This window comes from Lactobacillus sp. B3795, from assembly GCF_026535805.1.
GTDB classification, from domain to species: domain Bacteria; phylum Bacillota; class Bacilli; order Lactobacillales; family Lactobacillaceae; genus Apilactobacillus; species Apilactobacillus kunkeei_C.
This window is the reverse complement of the sequence record NZ_JAFNPE010000005.1, coordinates 179061-199113: the sequence shown is the minus strand read 5'-3', so window position 1 is coordinate 199113 and position 20053 is coordinate 179061. Positions and strand designations below refer to the sequence as shown.

The window sequence follows — 20053 nt, the reverse complement described above, 5'->3', positions numbered from 1 at the left end:
TATATAATGATATCATATTCGACCATATCATTATAGGCGACAATGAAACAAACATTTAAATTAGATTTAAGATTAAAGCACTATTATTAACATGTAACTATTTCATAATGATTACAAAATATGAAAATAGATAGATTTATGACATTTTAATGCTATACTAAAAAATATAATAATCGCAAAGAAAAGAGTGGTGATTATGCCGAAAAAAAGATATTTAATCGTGGGAGCAGTTCTTGCCCTAATTTTGATTTTTGTTCAAATGGGTTCACTTTCTAAAAAGACCTTAGCAGCGACTAATAACAATACTAAACGAATCGGTTTGTCATTAGATTGTTCAAGAACATACTACGCGCCATCAACAATTAAGAAGTACATTGATTTACTTAAAAAAGATCATGGTACATATCTTCAACTTCACTTAAATGATAATGAGAGATATGGTGTGGAAAGTTCTACTTTAGGTCAAACCGTTAAAAACTCATATGAAAAAAATGGTGTTTACTACAACAAAAAGACCAAGAAAGCATTTTTAACTAAGGATCAATTATTGGACATCATTCAATATGGTTATATGAACGGAATTGAAGTTATCCCAGAAATTGACCTTCCAGGTCATGACCAATCAATCATCAAACTTCTTTCATACACATCTGCTGGGAAGAAGTTAGCTAAACAATTGGATAACAAAGATGGTTATAACGAAATGTACTACCACAAGAAGGCAACTCTAGATTTTTCTAAGAAACTTTTGAGTGAATACGTTGGATTATTACCAAAGGGATACCACATTATTGTTGGTGCTGATGAAATCACCATTAATAATCGAAGTGACCAAAATGCGGCTGTTAAATACATCAATGCAATTGATGATTACGTTAAGCAACATAATTTAAAACTGGAAATGTGGAATGATAGTTTCCATAAAGCTGTTTTAAATAAGTATCACAAGGATATTTTGATTAATTACTGGAGTTTAACTGGTGAGGTTAGTTCAAGTAAGGACCGTAAAGATAACATCAGAATGCGTGCCACTTTGCCTGAACTAAACAAGGCCGGCTTTAAGACAATCAACTACAATAATTACTATCTTTACATGATTACAGATCCTACTTCATTCACAAAAGAATCCAAGAAGATTTGGACTAGTGAATTTAAAAAATGGAAGATGAGCATGTGGAATGACCAATCAAAGAAGAATCTTGCTAAGAGCAAGAACAATATTGGAGCGGCATTCTCAATCTGGGGTGAATATCCTAACCAATACACAGGTGAACAAACCTATCAAAAAACTTACTACTATGCTGATGCATTCTTAAAGGCAAAGAAGCAATTTGAAAAATAAAAAGACGCACTTAACGGTGCGCCTTTTTGTTATTTCTTTTGTGAAGAATGTTGTTTCATAGTACAATTAGAATAATATTTATATGAAAGTGTGGATTATCATTATGAATGTTGGAATTGACAAGATGAGTTTTTACTCATCAGATATGTATTTAGATATGGTCGATCTAGCTAACGCTAGAAACGAAGACCCAAACAAGTATTTGATTGGAATTGGCCAAAAGAAACAAGCTGTAATTCCCAATACCCAAGATGTTGTCACAATGGCAGCAAATGCTTGTACCAAGATTATTGATGATGATAATCGTAAAAAAATTGATTTAATTATTTTTGGAACAGAAACAGGGGTAGATAACTCCAAATCTGCTGCTATTTACTTACAAAACATGTTAGGCTTAAGCCGTCGAGCTCGTGCTTTTGAAATAAAGCAAGCTTGTTATGGTGCTACCGCTGGTCTTCAAATGGCCAAAGAATATGTGCAAAACCATCCTGAAAGACAAGCCCTAGTAATTGGTGCCGATATTGCTAGATACGGTATTAAGACACCTGGTGAAGTTACTCAAGGAGGGGGTGCCGTTGCCATGGTAATTTCTGCCAATCCTTCAATTGCCGAATTCGATGGCCCAAGTACATTCTATTCTGATGATGTAATGGATTTCTGGAGACCATTGTACAGAACAGAAGCCGTTGTTGATGGTCACTATTCAAACGATGTTTACGTTGATTTCTTTAAGAAGACATGGGATGAATACAAGGAAATCACTGGTCAAACCATTGCTGATTTCAAAGCAATGACATTCCATTTACCTTATCCAAAGATGGGAATTAAGGCACTAAGATCAATCATTGATGAAGCCGATGAAGGACAACAAGCTAACTTGAAGAAAGAATTCGAACAAGGTCGTATCTACAACGAAAACGTTGGTAACCTATACACCGGTTCATTGTATTTGAACTTCCTATCATTAATTAATAACTCAGATGATTTACAATCTGGTGATCGTATTGCGTTATTCAGTTATGGCTCAGGTGCACAGGGTGAATTCTTCCCAATGAAACTAAAGGATAACTTCAGAAACGATGAATTAGCAAAATCATTAGATGATGCTTTGAAGTCAAGAAAACAAGTTTCTGTTGAAGAATACGAAGAAATCTTTACTAACTGGATTCCAATCGCTGATGGTGATATCAAGTTGGATACTAGTAATGATAAGGCGGAATTTTTCCTTGAAGGGGTAAAAGACCACCAAAGAATTTATGGAAGAAAGTAGGAGACTGACATGAAATTATATTTAGCAGGACCATTTTTTGATGATGAACAAATTGACCGTATTCAAAGAATCGAAAAGGCATTGGATAACAATCCTTCAGTTTCAGGATACTTTAGCCCAAGAAACTCAAATGTAAACGACGGGGCAGAAATTGGTAGTAGCCAATGGTCTAAAGATGTTTTCCAACTTGATGTTGATGAAATAAAAAAAGCTGATGCCGTTATCGCGATTATCGACTTTGTAGACGACAATGTTGACAGCGGTACAGCTTTCGAAATTGGGTATGCTTATGCAATTGATAAACCAGTTGTTTTATTCCATGAAAAAGATGCGATTGTTAACTTGATGTTATCAAACGGATCAAAATCATATCTAACAAAGGTATCCGATGTTGAAAAGTTTGATTTCAAAGAAATGCCTGAATATCACTACGAAGGTGAAGTATTTTAAAAAATACTGTCACGGTATAATCCAACAACCTTACCAACGATTGATACTTGATTCAAGATGATTGGAGCCAAGTTATCGTTTTCAGGTTGTAGGCGATAGTGGTCAGATTCCTTGAAGAATCGTTTGCAAGTGACTTCGTTTTCATCGGTCATTGCAATAACGATATCACCATTTTCAGCAGTTGATTGCTTTTTAACGATGACCTTATCACCGTTTAAAATACCGATGTTGATCATACTTTCACCTTGAATGACTAACATGAAAACATCATCTGAGTTTTCGTATTGGTCAGGCATTGAGAAGTATTCTGATGTATCTTCAACCGCTAGGATTGGTTCACCAGCAGCAACGGTACCTAAAACAGGGATTTCACCAGGGTGTGTATTAACCCCAATTTTCTTAAGACCATCTTCGGTGATTTCAAGTGCTCTTGGTTTAGCGGGGTTTTTAACGATAAAACCCTTCTTTTCAAGGCGACTTAAATGACCGTGGACGGTTGATGTGGATGAAAGATTAACGGCTTCACCTATTTCTCTTACTGTAGGAGGATAGCCTTGGCTATTGATTCTTTTCCAGATAAATTCTAAAATAGCTAATTGTTTAGAAGTCTTTTCTTCTTTTGAAAAAGTCACATAAATACCCCGTTTCTTGTAATATAATAGCTTTAATATAGCATAACGGGAAAATAAAAACAAATGTTCGCAAAGGAGATAATGAAATGTCAGAAGCAGAAGATCCAATTTTAAAGAAACTTATCCCACGTATTAATGAATTAGCCCACAAAGCTAAGGAAAGTGGATTGACTAAGGAAGAAGAAGCTGAAAGAGCTGACCTTAGAAAACAATACCTAAAACGCTTTAAAGAAAACATGAGAAGCCAAATTGAAATGGTTCAAGTTTTCAATAAAGAAGGTAAAGAAGTTACACCAGAAAAGGTTAAGGAAGTTCAACGTAAAAAAGGTTTACGTGACGATTAAAACTTTTTTTGAATTTAATAATTAAGTTGTGTAAAATTAATAATAGTAACTAACGGGAGGAGGAAGAATTATGTCAACATTCTTATGGATTATCCTAATTCTTTTAGCTTTAATCGTAGGTTTGATCGGTGGATTCTTCATGGCACGTAAGTACATGGAAAAATATCTTAAAGATAATCCCCCAATTAACAAGGATCAATTAAGAGCAATGATGCTACAAATGGGTCAAAAACCTTCAGCTAAGAAGTTAAATCAAATGATGAACAGTATGAAGGCTAACGCCAAATAAATAAAAAAGACTTAATTCAAAGATTAAGTCTTTTTTTATTGCTTATTTTTCTGATGATGGGTCAACGTACTTAAAGTCAGGATTAATTTCTTTATCTAACTTATCGAAAGCATCTTGCATTTGTTGTTCGACTGCTTTTTGACCTTCTTCGTTTAGCTTGATTGATTTGTCCAAGTAGATAGGGTCACCAAAGTTGATGACAGCTTTCTTACGTGAGAACAAACTCTTAAATGTAAGTGGACCTTGGTAAACAGCTGGAAGTAAAGGTGCTTTAGAAAGCTTGGCGATTAAAGTAGCGCCACCTTTTAGTGCTTGAGAATGTCTAGTTCCTGAAGGGAAAATGATTAGTGACTTGTCAGAGTTTTGAAGAATCTTAACAGGTTCCTTAATTACTGATGGGCCAGGATTTTCACGATCAACACTTAATACGTTTGCATGTCTTAATACGTATGCTAAAAGTGGGTTTTTGAATAGTTCCTTTTTAGCGATGAAAGCAAATTCTTTAGGACTTGCTGCTAGGGCAAAGTACAATGGGTCAAACCATGTACGGTGCGGTGCAACTAATATGTAATTGCCTTCCGGAATTCTTTGTTTGTTTTCAAACTTAGGCATTCCGTTAATTGGATATAAAATGATTCTACATAAGAACTTTAAAAAAGAATACATTAAATAAACTCCTCTCGTACTTTATTATTTAATAGTATTCTATTATTATTGATTTATGCAAGAAAAAAATAAGGTGGAATATTCAAGTGGACGATGTTTTAAAGGAAAACGAAAGAATAGATCAACTATATAGTAATGATATAAAGATAATTCAAAATCCCGAAGTGTTCTCATTCTCATTGGATGCGGTACTTTTGGCAGACTTTGCTAGGTTGCCCAAGAAGAGTACTTCAAAGACTGTCGATTTGTGTGCCGGCAATGGTGCAGTTGGGTTATTTATGTCACATAAAACCAATGGGCATATTTACGAAATTGAACTACAAGACAAACTGGCTGACATGGCAAAACGCAGTGTTAGTTTAAATAACTTAGACGACAAGTTGACCGTGATAAACGATGACCTTGATAATACATTTGATTATGTGGACAAGGATTCTGTTGACGTGATAACTTGTAACCCACCTTATTTTCCCGATTTAGAGGACAGTAAGAAGAATCCAAATCCATACCTAGCAATTGCTAGACATGAAATCACAACTAATTTAGACAAAATCCTAACCGTGTGTGAGGGACTTTTAAAGACAAATGCTAAAGCGTTCTTTGTTTACCGTCCTGATCGCATGCTAGAACTATTTGATGCCATGCAATCTCACAACGTAATGCCAAAAAGGATTCAATACATTTATCCACGTGAGGGAAAAGAATCAAACATGATTCTAGTTGAAGGAATCAAAGCGGGGAAGAATGGTGGAACCAAGGTACTACCACCAATTTTTGTTTATAGAGATAATTCAAACGAATATACAGATTTTGTAAGGAAGATTTTATATGGAGAATAAGTTTTATATGTATGTTTTAAAGTGCGGGGATGATTCACTATATGGTGGATACACGACTGATTTGAAACATCGATTAGAACAACACCAAAGTGGAAAGGGCGCCAAGTACACCCGCAATCATTTGCCAGTCGAAATGATATATTCCGAAAGTTTTGACAATAAACATGATGCTTTGAGTGCCGAGTATCATTTTAAACATCAGAGCAGAACTAAGAAGTTAGAATACCTAAATGAAAATGGGGTAAATTTATCTAAATACGGTCTAAGCCTTTAAGACACGGTGTTAAGTGTTATAATTCTAACTGTAACGATGAATATTTGGAGGTTTTTGTATTGAAAATTATTGCTTATGGAATCAGAAATGATGAAATGCCATATTTAAAAGAATGGGAACAAAAAAATCCGGAAGTAGAAGTAAAGGTTGAAACCAAATTACTTGATTCATCAACTGTTGAAGAAGCTAATGGATTTGATGGTGTGGTTGCTTACCAACAAAAACCATACACTAAAGAAATTTTAGATAAATTAGGTAGTTTTAACATCAAGTACCTATCACTAAGAAACGTTGGGGTAGATAACGTTGATGCTGATGCTGCAAAAGCAAATGGAATTACTGTAACAAACGTTCCAGCATATTCTCCAAATGCAATTGCTGAACTAGCAATTACTGAAATTATGAGATTACTAAGAAATACAAAACGTTTTGAAGACAAGCAACGTTCAGGTGACTTAAGATGGGCTCCTGAAATTGGTCAAGAATTAAACTCAAAGACCGTTGGTGTTTTCGGAACAGGTCGTATTGGTCACGTATTAGTTGATATCTGTCGTGGATTCGGCGCAAAGGTGATTGCATATGATCCATTCAGAAACCCTGAACTAGAAAAACAAGGTATCTACGTTGATACTCCAGACGATTTATACAAACAAGCTGATATCATTTCACTACACGCACCAGCCGTTAAGGAAAATGAACACATGGTAAATGAAAAGACTTTATCAGAAATGAAAGATGGTTCATACATTATTAACGCTGCGCGTGGATCACTAATTGATACTGACGCGTTAATCAAGGCTTTAGATTCAGGTAAACTAGCAGGTGCTGCTTTGGATACTTATGAATCAGAAGTAGGTGTTTTCAATGTTAACTTTGATAGTTTCGATGATATCTCAGATGATCGTCTAAAGAACCTAATGAGCAGAGACAATGTTTTGATTACCCCACACATTGCTTTCTACACTGAAACAGCGGTTAGAAACATGGTTACTCTATCATTGGACGCTAACAGAGACCTTATCAACACAGGTAAATCAGATAAGATTGTTAAATTGTAATATTTAGCTTGATAAATGTTGGAGTTTAATATACAATAATATTCGGTATTTATTACCAATTCACACCTGTCATGACAACTCAGATAGTGCTATTTCTTGATAGTTTCTGAATTGATAGATTGACGGGGAGGAAAAAACTATTTTTGGAGGGCTATTAACATGGCTGTTATTTCTATGAAACAATTACTAGAAGCTGGTGTCCACTTCGGTCACCAAACTCGTCGTTGGAACCCTAAGATGAAGAAATACATCTTTACCCAACGTAACGGAATCTACATCATCGACTTACAAAAGACTGTTAAGATGATTGATTCAGCATACAACTTTATGAAGGATGAAGCTGCTAAGGGCGCTACTGTACTATTTGTTGGTACTAAGAAGCAAGCTCAAGACTCAATCCAAGAAGAAGCTGTACGTGCAGGTCAATACTACGTTAATCACCGTTGGTTAGGTGGAACTTTAACTAACTGGGACACTATCCAAAGCCGTATCAAGTACCTAAAGGATCTTAAGAAGATGGCTGAAGATGGTACTTTCGAAAGACTACCTAAGAAAGAAGTTGCTCTTCTAAAGAAGAAGACTGACAAGCTTGAAAAATTCCTTGGTGGTATCGAAGACATGCCTAAGATTCCAGATGTTATGTTCATCGTTGACCCTCGTAAAGAACAAATCGCTGTTCACGAAGCTCACAAGTTAAACATTCCTATCGTTGCTATGGTTGATACTAACACTGACCCAGATGACGTTGATGTTATTATCCCATCAAACGATGACGCTATTCGTGCCGTTCGTCTAATTACTGCTAAGATGGCTGACGCTATCATTGAAGGTAACCAAGGTGAAGAAAATGTTAGCGAAAGCACATTCGAAGACACTAAAGATGAAAATGAAAGTGAAGACAAGTAATATTTTTTAAATATTGATTTTGTTTGAACACTTAGGCTGACTCATGTTTTTGGACCGATAAGGCCTGGGATGAGTCGGCCTTTTTTAATATAAAACTTAAGGAGGCCATAACAATGGCAAAGATTACTGCTGCTCAAGTAAAAGAATTACGTGAAAAGACAAGTGTAGGTATGATGGATGCTAAGAAAGCTTTAGTTGCTTCAGATGGTGACGAAAAGAAAGCTCTAGAATACTTACGTGAAAAGGGTATCGCAAAAGCTGAAAAGAAGAGTGACCGTGTTGCCGCTGCTGGTTTAACTCGTGTTGTTACTCACGGTAACGATGCTGCTATCGTTGAAGTTAACGCTGAAACTGACTTCGTTTCAGGTAACGATGACTTCAAGAACCTAATTGATTTAATCGCAGCTAAGATTGTTGAAGCTAAGCCAGCTGATGTTGAAGCTGCTTTAGCACTTGACGTTGATGGTGAAACTGTTAACGACAAGATCATCAACACTACTCAAATTACTGGTGAAAAGATCACTCTACGTCGTTTCGTTGTTTTAACTAAGAACGATGACGAAAGCTTTGGTCACTACCTACACAACCAAGGTCTAATTGGTGCCTTAGTTCAAATTCAAGGTGTTGACGAAACTGTTGCTAAGCACGTTGCAATGCACATTGCTGCTACTAAGCCAGAATACCTAGACAGAAACGATGTTCCTCAAGACAGATTAGAAGCTGAAAGAGAAGAACTAAAGAAGGAAGCCCTACAAGAAGGCAAGCCTGAAAACATCGTTGAAAAGATGGTTGAAGGTCGTCTAAACAAGTTCCTTGCTGAAATTAGTTTAGCTGACCAAGAATTCGTTATGGACTCAGACAAGACTGTTGCTGAATACGTTAAGGAAAACGGCGGTCAACTAAAGGCCTTTGTTCGTTACGAAGTCGGTGAAGGTATCGAAAAAGAAGAAACTAACTTTGTTGACGAAGTTAACTCACAAATCAAATAATCAATGAAAAAGGATGCGGATACGTATCCTTTTTTTATACATATTTATAATTAAATAATTGCGGTTATAAACTGTTTTTAAATTTCATATTATGCTAAAATTAAATTAACGATCATGTAATGGAGGAAATTCGATGTCTGACTTAAAATATAAGCGTATTGTTTTAAAGCTAAGTGGTGAAGCACTTGCTGGTGATGAAGGTCACGGTATTAACCCACCTGTAATCAAGAAAATTGCGCAAGAAGTAAAAAATGTTTACGAACTAGGAATTCAAATTGCTATTGTTGTCGGTGGCGGTAACATGTGGCGTGGAGTAGCTGGTTCAAAAATGGGCATGGAAAGAACACAAGCTGATTACATTGGAATGTTAGCAACTGTTATGAATGGTTTAGCATTACAAGAAAACTTAGAATCACTTGGTGTTCCAACAAGAGTTCAAACCTCAATCGAAATGAGACAAATTGCTGAACCATATATTCGTAGAAAGGCAGTTCGTCATCTTGAAAAGAATCGTGTCGTTATCTTCTCTGGTGGTACAGGTAACCCATTCTTCTCAACAGATACAACTGCTGCTTTACGTGCTGCTGAAGTACATGCAGATGCTATTTTAATGGCTAAAAACGGAGTTGATGGTATTTACTCAGCTGATCCTAACAAGGATCCAAATGCTGTTAAATTTGATGAATTAACTCAAATGGATATCATTAACAAGAACCTACAAGTAATGGATACTACAGCAAGTTCATTATCAATGGACAACGATATTCCATTAGTAGTGTTTAACTTAAATGAATCCGGCAACATTGAAAAAGTTGTTAAGGGTGAAAAAATCGGAACTACAGTTAAGGGGAAATAAAGTATGGCAACTCAAAATGAAATTTTAGATACAGCAAAAGACAAGATGCAAAAGTCAATTGCATCATTAAGACAAGAATTAGCAAGTATTAGAGCAGGTCGTGCTAACGCCAGTCTATTAAACGGTGTTACTGCTGAATACTATGGTGCACCAACACCATTAAACCAAATTGCTTCAATCACTGTTCCTGAAGCTAGAGTTATTATGGTTACTCCATATGACAAATCAGCTCTAGATGATATTGAAAAGGGAATCCTTGAAGCTGATATTGGTATTAACCCAGCTAACGATGGTGATAACATTCGTTTAGTTGTTCCACAACTAACTGAAGAACGTAGAAAAGAAATTTCTAAGAAGGTTAAGGCTGCCGGTGAACAAGGTAAAGTCGCTATTAGAAATGTACGTCGTGAAGCTATGGACGCTGTAAAGAAGGGTAACAAGAACGATGACTTTACAGATGATGAAACTCACGCACTAGAAGATAAGGTTCAAAAGTTGACAGATTCACAAATCAAAGATTTAGATGACGTTATTGCTGCCAAAGAAAAGGAAGTACTAAACGGATAAACTAATAAAAGGGGATGTCACCATGCAAGAACAAGAAGTTACACCAGGTACAGAGGAATTCAATAAGATGGTTTTCAAACTATCTGAAAGTATGAACGATGATACCAAGCAAGCATTGTCTTACAATGGTAATCAACTTGAAGAAATTCAAGATGGAATCTATGTTATGCCGGTATATGTTACTGACGATTTCAACATCTTTTTTGTGGTTTCACAATTAATTGAAGATGATTGGATTGTTGCGTTTACTGAAGCAACAATTGAAAATGAAACTGAAATTACAGATTTAAGTGATCCAATTCCTACGGGTGAAGGATTAAATCTTTTAGGTGAACATAGTCCAAACGACGCTAACCAATTATTAAAATATTTCGAAACTTTAGTAGAAGCTAAACGTGGCGAATGGAGATTAATCCAATAAAATAACTTTACAAATGTGGGATGAGGATTGTTTCTCATCCTTTATTTGTACTAATAGGCGAGGTATATATGTTTAAGTTTAAGAAAAAAACTACCACAGAACTTGACTACAATAATATTCCCAAACATATTGCCATTATCATGGATGGAAATGGAAGATGGGCCCAACAAAGACATTTGCCAAGAATTGCTGGACATAAAAAGGGAATGAACGTTGTAAAGGACATTACAAAAGCAGCTAGTGATTTAGGTGTGAAGGCATTAACTTTATACGCCTTTTCTACCGAAAACTGGAAACGTCCGGATCAAGAAGTTAACTACTTGATGGATTTACCAGAGAAATTTTTCTCTACTTTTGTACCAGATTTAGTAAAGAATAACGTTAGAGTTAACGTTATGGGATATGTAGATCAATTACCTAAGTCTACACAAAAGGCCATCAATGATGCTGTTGAGGACACTAAGAAATGCGATGGAATGATTTTGAACTTTGCTTTAAACTATGGAAGCCAGGACGAAATCGTTACAGCAGTTCAAAAGATTGCTCAAAAGGTATCTGACGGAAGTTTAAATGTCGATGACATTAATAAGGACGTCGTTAGTGAAAATTTAATGACTTCATCACTTGGAGAATTTGCTAACCCAGATTTATTGATTAGAACAAGTGGGGAAGAAAGATTATCTAACTTCTTATTATGGCAAGTTGCATACAGTGAATTCGTATTTGATGACACTAAATGGCCTGACTACACTAAAGAAGATTTAATGAAATGTATTGCCAAGTTCCAAGGACGTCATCGTCGTTTTGGGGGATTAAAAAACAAGTAACATTAGGAGATTATTATGAAAACAAGAGTATTAACGGCAATTATTGCCTTATTATTATTTGTGCCAATAGTTTTATTGGGTGGCATTTTTATTCAAATTGGAGCAATTGCTTTAGGAATTGTTGCGATGTCTGAAGTACTAATCATGAAGAAAAAGTTAGTAATTTCACCAGAAGCAATCCTATCATTTATTGGTGTAACTTTATTAATTGCACCAAGTAACTGGTTCAATGGTCTACCATCATTTCTATCAGTTAACTTTTTGTTCTATTTAGTAGTAATGCTATTGATGTTAAGAAATGTTGTTACTAAGAACATTTTTTCATTTGATGATGCTGGTGTGATTACACTTGCAATGCTATACATTGGAATGGGCTTCCATTACTTTATTGCTGCTAGACATGTTGGTATTGCGGTATTATTCTACGCACTATTTATCGTTTGGTTAACTGACTCAGGTGCTTACATTTTCGGTAAGCAATTCGGTAAACACAAGTTAGCTCCACATGTAAGTCCTAATAAGACATGGGAAGGTTCAATCTGTGGATCATTATTAGCAACTATCATTGCTACTGCATGGATGTATTACTTCTCAGTTGGTCATACATCACTACTTGTTGCTGTTATCGTAACTCTTGTATTATCAATTGCTGGTCAATTTGGTGATTTAGTTGAATCAGCTCTTAAGAGATACTACCAAGTTAAAGATTCTGGAAAGATTTTACCTGGACACGGTGGAATTTTAGACAGATTTGATAGTTTACTATTTGTTTTGCCACTTCTTCACCTATTTGGCATTATTTAGATGTAAAGGAGTGATTTAATTGATTATCACAATACTAGCTTTCGTTATTGTTTTTGGAATTTTAGTGTTTGTTCATGAATTTGGCCACTTTATCGTTGCCAAAAGATCAGGAATAATGGTTAGAGAATTTTCTATTGGAATGGGTCCGAAGATTTTCTTTTATCGTCACAATCAAACCACGTATACAATTCGTATTCTTCCTTTAGGTGGATATGTTCGAATGGCTGGGATTGCCGATAACGATTCACAGGAACTAGATCCTGGTACTCCAGTTACACTTAAATTTAATGAACAAAATGAAGTTATTTTAATTAATACCAGCCAAAAACAAAAGACTTTAGACGGTCTACCTCTTGAAGTTTCAAATGTTGATCTTGAACACGAGTTATTTATCGAAGGTTACCAAGATAACAATGAAGATGTTAAGAGATTTAAAGTGAATCATGATGCGTTAATGGTGGAACACGACGGAACAAAGGTCCAAATTGCTCCTGAAGACGTTCAATTCCAAAACGCACCAGTATTCAAAAAGTTAATAACCAATGCTGCTGGAATTGTTAATAACGTGATTCTAGCAATTGTTGCATTTACAATTTTGACATTCATGCAAGGTGGAGTAGCTTCAAATCAAAACACAGTTACCCCAATTCAAGGACATTCTGTTGCAAGGGATGCCGGAATTAAGAGTGGTGACAGAATTGTTCAAGTTGATAATCAAAAGACCAACAATTGGAATGAAATAAGCTCAGCAATTCAAGCTAGACCAGATCAAAAGTTAACCTTAGTTATTAAAAGAGATGGTCAAGTTAAAATAATTAAATTAACCAGTGAATCACAAAAGAACAATGGAAAAAAATATGGATTGATTGGAGTTAAAAACACTGTCGATTCTAGTTTTACAACCAAGTTGTTCTCTGGTTTTACCAGAACATGGAACATGACTAAGCAACTTGTGTCTGAATTAGCTTACATGGTAACTGGTCATTTTAGCTTAAACGACTTAGGTGGACCGGTTGCAATTTACGCTTCTACATCACAAGCTACTAAGTTAGGACTACAAGGAGTTGTTTACTTTATCGCATTCTTATCAATTAACTTAGCGATTATGAATTTAATTCCAATTCCGGTCCTAGATGGTGGTAAAATATTAATGAACATAATTGAGGCCGTTAGAAGAAAACCAACTTCTGAAAAAGTTGAAACAATTGTTACACTTATTGGTTTTGCATTCTTAGTTGTATTAATGCTACTGGTAACAATTAACGACATTCAAAGATACTTTATCCATTAAGAACATATTTAAGGAGATTTTTATGAAGCAATCAAAAATGTTAATCCCAACGCTAAAAGAAGCGCCAAAGGGTGCTGAAGCTCTTAGTCATAAGTTAATGTTAAGAGCTGGATACATTAAGCAAATTTCAGCAGGGATGTACGCATACTTGCCTTTGGCATACAAAGTAATTTCAAAAATTGAAAACATCATTCGTAAGGAAATGGACGAAATCGACGCGAATGAAACTCTTATGCCGGCAGTATTACCTGCAGAGCTTTGGGAAAAATCAGGAAGATTACAAACTTACGGTCCAGCTTTATTTAAGCTAAAGAACAGACATGACACTGATTTCATTCTAGGACCAACTCACGAAGAAACTTACACAGAAATCATTCGTGACTCAGTTAAGTCATATAAAAAACTTCCTTTAGTGTTATACCAAATTCAACCAAAATATAGAGATGAAGAACGTCCAAGAAACGGTTTACTACGTGGACGTGAATTTATCATGAAAGATGGTTACTCATTCTCAATTGATGATGCGGACCTAGATCGTATCTACAACCAAATGGAAGATGCTTACCGTAAGATTTTCGACCAAGTTGGTTTAGATTACCGTACTATCATTGGTGATGGTGGTGCCATGGGTGGTTCAGATTCAATCGAATTCTCTGCACCAGCTGCTGTTGGTGAAGATACCATCGTTTACTCAGACGATAGCGAATATGCTGCTAACCTTGAAATGGCTAAGAGCATGTACGTTCCTGAAAAGTCTAACGAAACTCAAAAAGACTTAGAAAAGATTAGTACTCCAAACGTGAAATCAATCGAAGATGACGTGGAACTATTAGACACAGATGCTTCAAACGTTATTAAGAGTGTTCTATTCATTGCTGACGAAAAACCAGTGATGGTTTTAGTTAGAGGTGATCACGAAGTTAACGACGTTAAGGTTAAGGGTCAACTTGGTGCTTCATTCTTTGACTTGGCAAATGATGAACAAATCAAAGAATTTACTAACACATCAAGAGGATACGTTGGTCCATTTAACCTAGATGAATCTGTAACTGTATTAGCAGATAACTACGTTAAAGACATGACTAATGCATTTGCTGGTGCCAACGAAGATGGTTACCACTTTGCTAACGTTAACCCTGAACGTGACTTTGAAAACGTTACTTACGGTGACTTTAGAGAAGTTGAAGAAGGTGAAATCTCACCAGACGGTTCAGGTGTATTGAAGTTCACTCGTGGTATTGAAATTGCTCATATCTTCAAGCTAGGAACTAGATACTCAAAGGACTTAGATGCAAACGTCTTGGATGAAAATGGTCGTCAAAAACCAGTTGTAATGGGTTGTTACGGTATCGGTATTAGTAGATTACTAACTGCAATTGCTGAACAACAAGCTGATGACAATGGTTTAATTTGGCCTAAGTCAATTTCACCATTCGACATTCACTTGATTCCTGTTAACACAAAGGATGAAACTCAAGTTAGTGTTGCTGATGGTATTGAAAAAGAACTTAAGGATGAAGGCTTTGATGTTTTAACTGATGACAGAAAAGAAAGAGCCGGAGTTAAGTTTGCCGATTCAGATCTAATTGGATTACCAATCAGAGTTACTGTTGGTAAGAAGGCTAGTGAAGGAATCGTAGAAATAAAGATTAGAAAAACTGGCGAAACTGTTGAAGTTAAGCAAGAAGAAGTTGTTAACACTGTAAAAATCTTACTTAAAGATTTGAAATAAAAAAAGGGTCAGTTGAAGAGACTGACCTTTTTTAGCTGACTTAGGATGGAGGTATTAGATTGTCTAACCAAGAAGAATTATTTACAAAATTATTGAATCAATTACAGTTAAAAGACCAAATTGATTCCGATAATTTTAAAGGCGGTCAGATTGAGAAGATTGATATCCACAAACGTTCCAAAATTTGGGAATTCCACCTTACACTTCCACGAATTTTAGATTACGAAGTCTTCTTGGATTTTTATAGTCGTATGCAAGCGACTTTTGATGAAATCGCTACTACTAAAATTAATATCAAAGCAAACGACAATCAATTTGATAACAAGCAATTAGGCAATTATTGGGAATGGATTGTTAAACATGCTGATATCACTGATGCTATTAAAAATGAACTATTAAGACGTGATGCACCAAAGATCGTTGATCATAAAATCGAACTTAGTGCTGATAACGAAATTGTTAAGAACTTTCTTGTGGACAAAGCAGTTAGTCCAATTGAAGATTTGTATGAACGATTAGGTTTTCCACACTTTACCATCTCTGTTTTTGTTGATGAAACTGCTTCTCAAGAAAAAATCAAAGATTTTAAAGCTGAAAAGGAAAAGAAGGATGCTGAGTTAGCTCAAAAGGCGATGCAAGCAATCCAAGAATCATCTGCTAAACGTCAAAAGAACTCAAAAAATGCAGTTCCAAAGGGTAAAGTACAAATCGGTAAGAAGATTAAGGATGACCTAGAAGTTACTAAACTAGTTGATATCGTTCAAGAAGAAAAACTAGTGATTGTAAATGGTCACATCTTTAGTAAGGAAATTCGTTCACTTAGATCAGGTCGTCAATTGATGATCTTAAAGATTACCGATTATTCATCATCAATCGAAGTTAAGAAGTTCTCTAATAACGAAAACGATGAAGCTAACTTTGCCGCATTGCAAGAAGGCGATTGGATTAAGGTTCGTGGTGGTATACAAGAAGATAACTACAGTCACGAATTAACATTGAATGCTTATGACATTAATCCATTACATCATGAAGGTCGTCACGATGACGCAGAAGAAAAACGTGTTGAATTACATCTACACACTAAGATGAGTCAAATGGATGCAACTAACAGTATTGAAGAATACGTGGCTAGAGCTAAAGAATGGGGTCACCCGGCATTAGCGATTACCGACCACGCTGCTGTTCAAGGTTTTCCATTTGCCTATACTGCTGCACAAAAGAATGACATTAAGATGCTATATGGTGTTGAAGCAAACGTTGTAGATGACGGTGTTCCAATTACATTTAACGAAGATGACCGTGATTTAGCAGATGCTACTTACGTTGTTTTCGATATTGAAACAACTGGTCTTTCTGCAATTTACGATAAGGTAATCGAAGTTTCAGCCGTTAGAATGCAACATAATAACGTCTTGGACCAATTTGAAGAATTTATTGATCCTGGTTTCCACTTATCAGATTTTACGACTGAACTTACATCTATCACTGATGATATGGTTAAAGGTTCTAAGTCTGAAGAAGAAGTCTTTAAGTTGTTTAGAGAATTCTGTGGCGACTCAATCGTTGTAGGGCACAACGTTACTTTTGACGTTGGCTTTATGAACGTTGGTTATCAAAGATATGGGATGGAAGAAATTCAAAACCCAATCATTGATACATTGCCATTGGCTCGTTTCTTATATCCAAACTACAAGAGCTATCGTTTGAACACATTGGCTAAGAAGTTTGACGTTGCTTTGGAACACCATCACCGTGCCGTATATGATGCAGAAACAACAGGTCATTTGAATTACTTGTTCATCAAGGATGCCGAAGAACGTTACAACATTACTAAGGTAAATCAACTAAATGAACACATGTCCGATAATGATGCATATAAACATGCGCGTCCATTCCACGCTATCTTGATGGCTCAAACACAGGCTGGATTAAAGAACATGTTTAAGTTGGTTTCATTATCCAATGTTGAATACTTCTATAGAGTGCCAAGAATTCCACGAAGTGTGCTTGAAAAGTACCGTGAAGGAATATTAGTTGGTTCTGCTTGTGCAAACGGTGAAGTATTCACCGCAATGCTACAAAAAGGTAAAGAAGAAGCCGAAAAGAAGGCTGAATTCTATGATTATCTAGAAGTTCAACCAAGTGCAGCTTATCAACCAATGATTGATTCAGAATTAATCCATGGTAAGAAGCACCTACAAGAATTAGTACAAAACATGGTTGATATGGGTCATGAAATGAATAAACCGGTTGTTGCAACTGGGGATGTTCATTACATGGATCCACAAGACTATATTTACCGTAAGATTTTGATTCATTCACAAGGTGGGGCTAACCCATTAAATAGACAAGAATTACCTAAGGTACCATTCTTAACCACAGACGAAATGTTGAGTGATTTTGAATACTTAGGTGAAGATGTCAGCAAGGAAATCGTTGTTGATAATACCCAAAAGATTGCCAACATGGTTGATGATGGAATTCATCCGGTCTTAGATCGACTATACACACCTCACATGAAGGGTGCCGAAGATGAAATCAGAAACTCAACAATGGATATGGCCCATAAACTATACGGTGATCCACTACCTGAATTAATTCAGGCACGTTTGGACCGTGAGTTGAAGAGTATTATTGGTAACGGATTCTCAGTTATTTACTTAATCGCTAAGCGTCTTGTAGCAAAGAGTAACAAGGATGGATATCTGGTAGGTTCCCGTGGTTCCGTTGGTTCCAGTTTGGTAGCCACAATGGCGGGGATTACTGAAGTTAATCCATTGCCACCACACTATCGTTGTCCGAACTGTAAATACTCTAAGTTCTTTACTAAGGGTGAATATGGTTCAGGATACGATTTACCACATGAAAACTGTCCAGAATGTGGAACGTTAATGATTGGTGACGGTCATAATATTCCGTTCGAAACATTCCTTGGATTTAGTGGGAACAAGGTTCCAGATATTGATTTGAACTTCTCTGGTGACTATCAACCAATCGCCCATAACTACCTAAAGGTGTTGTTCGGTGAAAATAACGTATACCGTGCCGGAACCATCGGTACTGTTGCGGATAAGACCGCTTATGGATACGTAAAGGCATACGAAAGAGATACTCAACAAACTATTCGTTCTGCCGAAATTGATCGTCTATCAAAGGGTGATACTGGTGTTAAGAGAACGACCGGACAACATCCGGCCGGAATTATTATCGTTCCTGACGATATGGATATCTTTGATTTCACACCAATCCAATATCCTGCCGATGATCAAAACGCGGCTTGGGAAACTACCCACTTTGATTTCCATTCTATCCATGACAACATCTTGAAGATGGATGTGCTGGGACATGATGACCCAACTATGATCAGAATGCTTCAAGATTTATCAGGAATTGATCCTCAATCAATCCCAATGGATGACCCGGGAGTTATGGGACTATTTTCCGGTACAGATACAATTGGTGTAACTCAAGATCAAATCCAATCAAAGACAGGGACACTAGGAATTCCTGAGTTTGGTACCAAGTTCGTTAGAGGGATGCTAGAACAAACTAATCCGGCAAACTTCTCACAACTACTACAAATTTCAGGTCTATCCCATGGTACCGACGTTTGGTTAGGAAACGCCGACGAATTAATCAAGGAAGGTAAAGCAACCATCGCCAACGTTATTGGTTGTCGTGATAACATCATGACGGACTTGATTAACTGGGGACTAGATTCAGAAACATCATTCCAAATCATGGAATATGTTCGTAAGGGTCGTGGAATTAAGGACGAATGGCAAAAGAAAATGCACGAAGCCAACATTCCACAATGGTACATTGATTCATGTCTAAAGATTAAGTACATGTTCCCACGTGCCCATGCGGCAGCCTATGTTTTAATGGCGTTACGTGTGGCTTACTTTAAGGTGTACTTCCCATTGGTATACTACTGTGCATACTTCTCAGTTAGAGCCGATGACTTTGATATCGTTTCAATGTGTCATGGTAAGGAAGCTGTTAAGGCCAAGATGAAAGAAATTAACGATCTTGGAAACGATGCATCTGCCAAGGATAAGAACCTATTAACTGTTCTTGAATTAGCCAACGAAATGATTGAAAGAGGTTTCGAATTCGAAATGGTTGATTTAAACCGTTCCGATGCCGAACAATGGTTAATTGATGGTAACAAGTTAATTGCACCATTTAGAGCCATTCCTGGTCTTGGCTTAAACGTTGCTAAACAAATCGTTGCAGCGCGTGAAGATAAAGAATTTATCTCTAAAGAAGACTTATCCAAACGTGGAAAGGTTTCTAAGAAGTTAATCGAATTTATGACAGAAAATCATATCATCGATAACTTACCTGATGAAAACCAATTAAGTTTATTTGATATGATGTAGTATGTATTGAACAATCTCAGATAGTATGGTATGATACATTATGATTTATATCTGAGAGAAAGGAGTGAGCAGAAATGCTCGCTCTTTTTATTGGATTTTTTTAGGAGGCGT

General features: G+C 36.2%; 20 protein-coding genes. 18 read left to right on the top strand and 2 right to left on the bottom strand.

Annotation, left to right across the window (positions count from 1 at the left end; all coding sequences use genetic code 11):
- Positions 1-196: 196 nt before the first annotated feature.
- The 3 genes from J3U50_RS02805 to J3U50_RS02795 all read left to right on the top strand — a co-directional run bounded on the left by J3U50_RS02805 (position 197) and on the right by J3U50_RS02795 (position 3062).
- Entirely contained in the window at positions 197-1342 is a 1146-nt protein-coding gene (locus J3U50_RS02805) for a family 20 glycosylhydrolase (RefSeq protein WP_301945517.1), read from the top strand.
- A 103-nt stretch (positions 1343-1445) separates the two neighbouring features.
- Entirely contained in the window at positions 1446-2612 is a 1167-nt protein-coding gene (locus J3U50_RS02800; RefSeq protein ID WP_054608236.1) for a hydroxymethylglutaryl-CoA synthase, read from the top strand.
- A gap of 9 nt (positions 2613-2621) precedes the next feature.
- Positions 2622-3062, top strand: coding sequence for a nucleoside 2-deoxyribosyltransferase (locus J3U50_RS02795; RefSeq protein WP_041152366.1), 441 nt, complete (start codon positions 2622-2624; stop codon positions 3060-3062).
- Here the strand turns inward: J3U50_RS02795 and lexA are convergent.
- Positions 3059-3694: a transcriptional repressor LexA gene (gene lexA, locus J3U50_RS02790; protein WP_290047316.1), complete on the bottom strand. Its 636-nt coding sequence runs from the start codon at positions 3692-3694 to the stop codon at positions 3059-3061. The genes J3U50_RS02795 and lexA overlap by 4 nt on opposite strands.
- Positions 3695-3780: 86 nt before the next feature.
- Here lexA and J3U50_RS02785 point away from each other — a divergent pair, with 86 nt between their 5' ends.
- On the top strand, positions 3781-4038 hold the full coding sequence (locus tag J3U50_RS02785; RefSeq protein WP_034531709.1) for a DUF896 domain-containing protein: 258 nt from the start codon (positions 3781-3783) through the stop codon (positions 4036-4038).
- A gap of 70 nt (positions 4039-4108) precedes the next feature.
- Positions 4109-4327: a YneF family protein gene (locus J3U50_RS02780; protein ID WP_034531707.1), complete on the top strand. Its 219-nt coding sequence runs from the start codon at positions 4109-4111 to the stop codon at positions 4325-4327.
- 42 nt (positions 4328-4369) lie between these two features.
- On the opposite strand, the gene J3U50_RS02775 is transcribed toward J3U50_RS02780, so the two are convergent.
- Positions 4370-4993 carry a 1-acyl-sn-glycerol-3-phosphate acyltransferase gene (locus J3U50_RS02775; protein WP_034531706.1) on the bottom strand — a complete coding sequence of 208 codons (624 nt, stop codon included), beginning with the start codon at positions 4991-4993 and terminating at the stop codon, positions 4370-4372.
- Positions 4994-5079: 86 nt separating this feature from the next.
- Between J3U50_RS02775 and J3U50_RS02770 the strand changes: the two genes are divergently transcribed.
- From J3U50_RS02770 to J3U50_RS02710, 13 genes are all read left to right on the top strand, one after another.
- Entirely contained in the window at positions 5080-5832 is a 753-nt protein-coding gene (locus tag J3U50_RS02770; protein WP_301945516.1) for a tRNA1(Val) (adenine(37)-N6)-methyltransferase, read from the top strand.
- Positions 5822-6106 carry a GIY-YIG nuclease family protein gene (locus tag J3U50_RS02765; protein WP_034533997.1) on the top strand — a complete coding sequence of 95 codons (285 nt, stop codon included), beginning with the start codon at positions 5822-5824 and terminating at the stop codon, positions 6104-6106. Before J3U50_RS02770 ends, J3U50_RS02765 begins: the two co-directional genes overlap by 11 nt.
- Positions 6107-6165: 59 nt before the next feature.
- Positions 6166-7164 carry a D-2-hydroxyacid dehydrogenase gene (locus J3U50_RS02760; RefSeq protein WP_041152363.1) on the top strand — a complete coding sequence of 333 codons (999 nt, stop codon included), beginning with the start codon at positions 6166-6168 and terminating at the stop codon, positions 7162-7164.
- Positions 7165-7323: 159 nt separating this feature from the next.
- Positions 7324-8070 carry a 30S ribosomal protein S2 gene (rpsB, locus tag J3U50_RS02755; protein ID WP_034533994.1) on the top strand — a complete coding sequence of 249 codons (747 nt, stop codon included), beginning with the start codon at positions 7324-7326 and terminating at the stop codon, positions 8068-8070.
- 113 nt (positions 8071-8183) lie between these two features.
- On the top strand, positions 8184-9059 hold the full coding sequence (tsf, locus tag J3U50_RS02750; RefSeq protein ID WP_053791839.1) for a translation elongation factor Ts: 876 nt from the start codon (positions 8184-8186) through the stop codon (positions 9057-9059).
- A gap of 133 nt (positions 9060-9192) precedes the next feature.
- Positions 9193-9915 (top strand): UMP kinase, encoded by a 723-nt coding sequence (gene pyrH / locus J3U50_RS02745; protein WP_041152361.1) that lies wholly within the window; start codon positions 9193-9195, stop codon positions 9913-9915.
- Between the two features lie 3 nt (positions 9916-9918).
- Positions 9919-10482, top strand: a complete 564-nt coding sequence (gene frr, locus J3U50_RS02740; protein WP_041152360.1) for a ribosome recycling factor — start codon at positions 9919-9921, stop codon at positions 10480-10482.
- Positions 10483-10504: 22 nt separating this feature from the next.
- Positions 10505-10903: a hypothetical protein gene (locus tag J3U50_RS02735; RefSeq protein ID WP_034531688.1), complete on the top strand. Its 399-nt coding sequence runs from the start codon at positions 10505-10507 to the stop codon at positions 10901-10903.
- A 68-nt stretch (positions 10904-10971) separates the two neighbouring features.
- Positions 10972-11730, top strand: a complete 759-nt coding sequence (locus J3U50_RS02730) for an isoprenyl transferase (RefSeq protein ID WP_301945515.1) — start codon at positions 10972-10974, stop codon at positions 11728-11730.
- Between the two features lie 15 nt (positions 11731-11745).
- A complete protein-coding gene (locus J3U50_RS02725; RefSeq protein WP_053791837.1) occupies positions 11746-12534 on the top strand; it encodes a phosphatidate cytidylyltransferase in 789 nt (262 codons plus the stop codon).
- Between the two features lie 19 nt (positions 12535-12553).
- On the top strand, positions 12554-13825 hold the full coding sequence (gene rseP / locus J3U50_RS02720; protein ID WP_301945514.1) for an RIP metalloprotease RseP: 1272 nt from the start codon (positions 12554-12556) through the stop codon (positions 13823-13825).
- Positions 13826-13847: 22 nt separating this feature from the next.
- Positions 13848-15557 carry a proline--tRNA ligase gene (locus J3U50_RS02715; protein ID WP_054608230.1) on the top strand — a complete coding sequence of 570 codons (1710 nt, stop codon included), beginning with the start codon at positions 13848-13850 and terminating at the stop codon, positions 15555-15557.
- 59 nt (positions 15558-15616) lie between these two features.
- Positions 15617-19942, top strand: coding sequence for a PolC-type DNA polymerase III (locus J3U50_RS02710; protein ID WP_301945513.1), 4326 nt, complete (start codon positions 15617-15619; stop codon positions 19940-19942).
- Positions 19943-20053 lie beyond the last annotated feature (111 nt).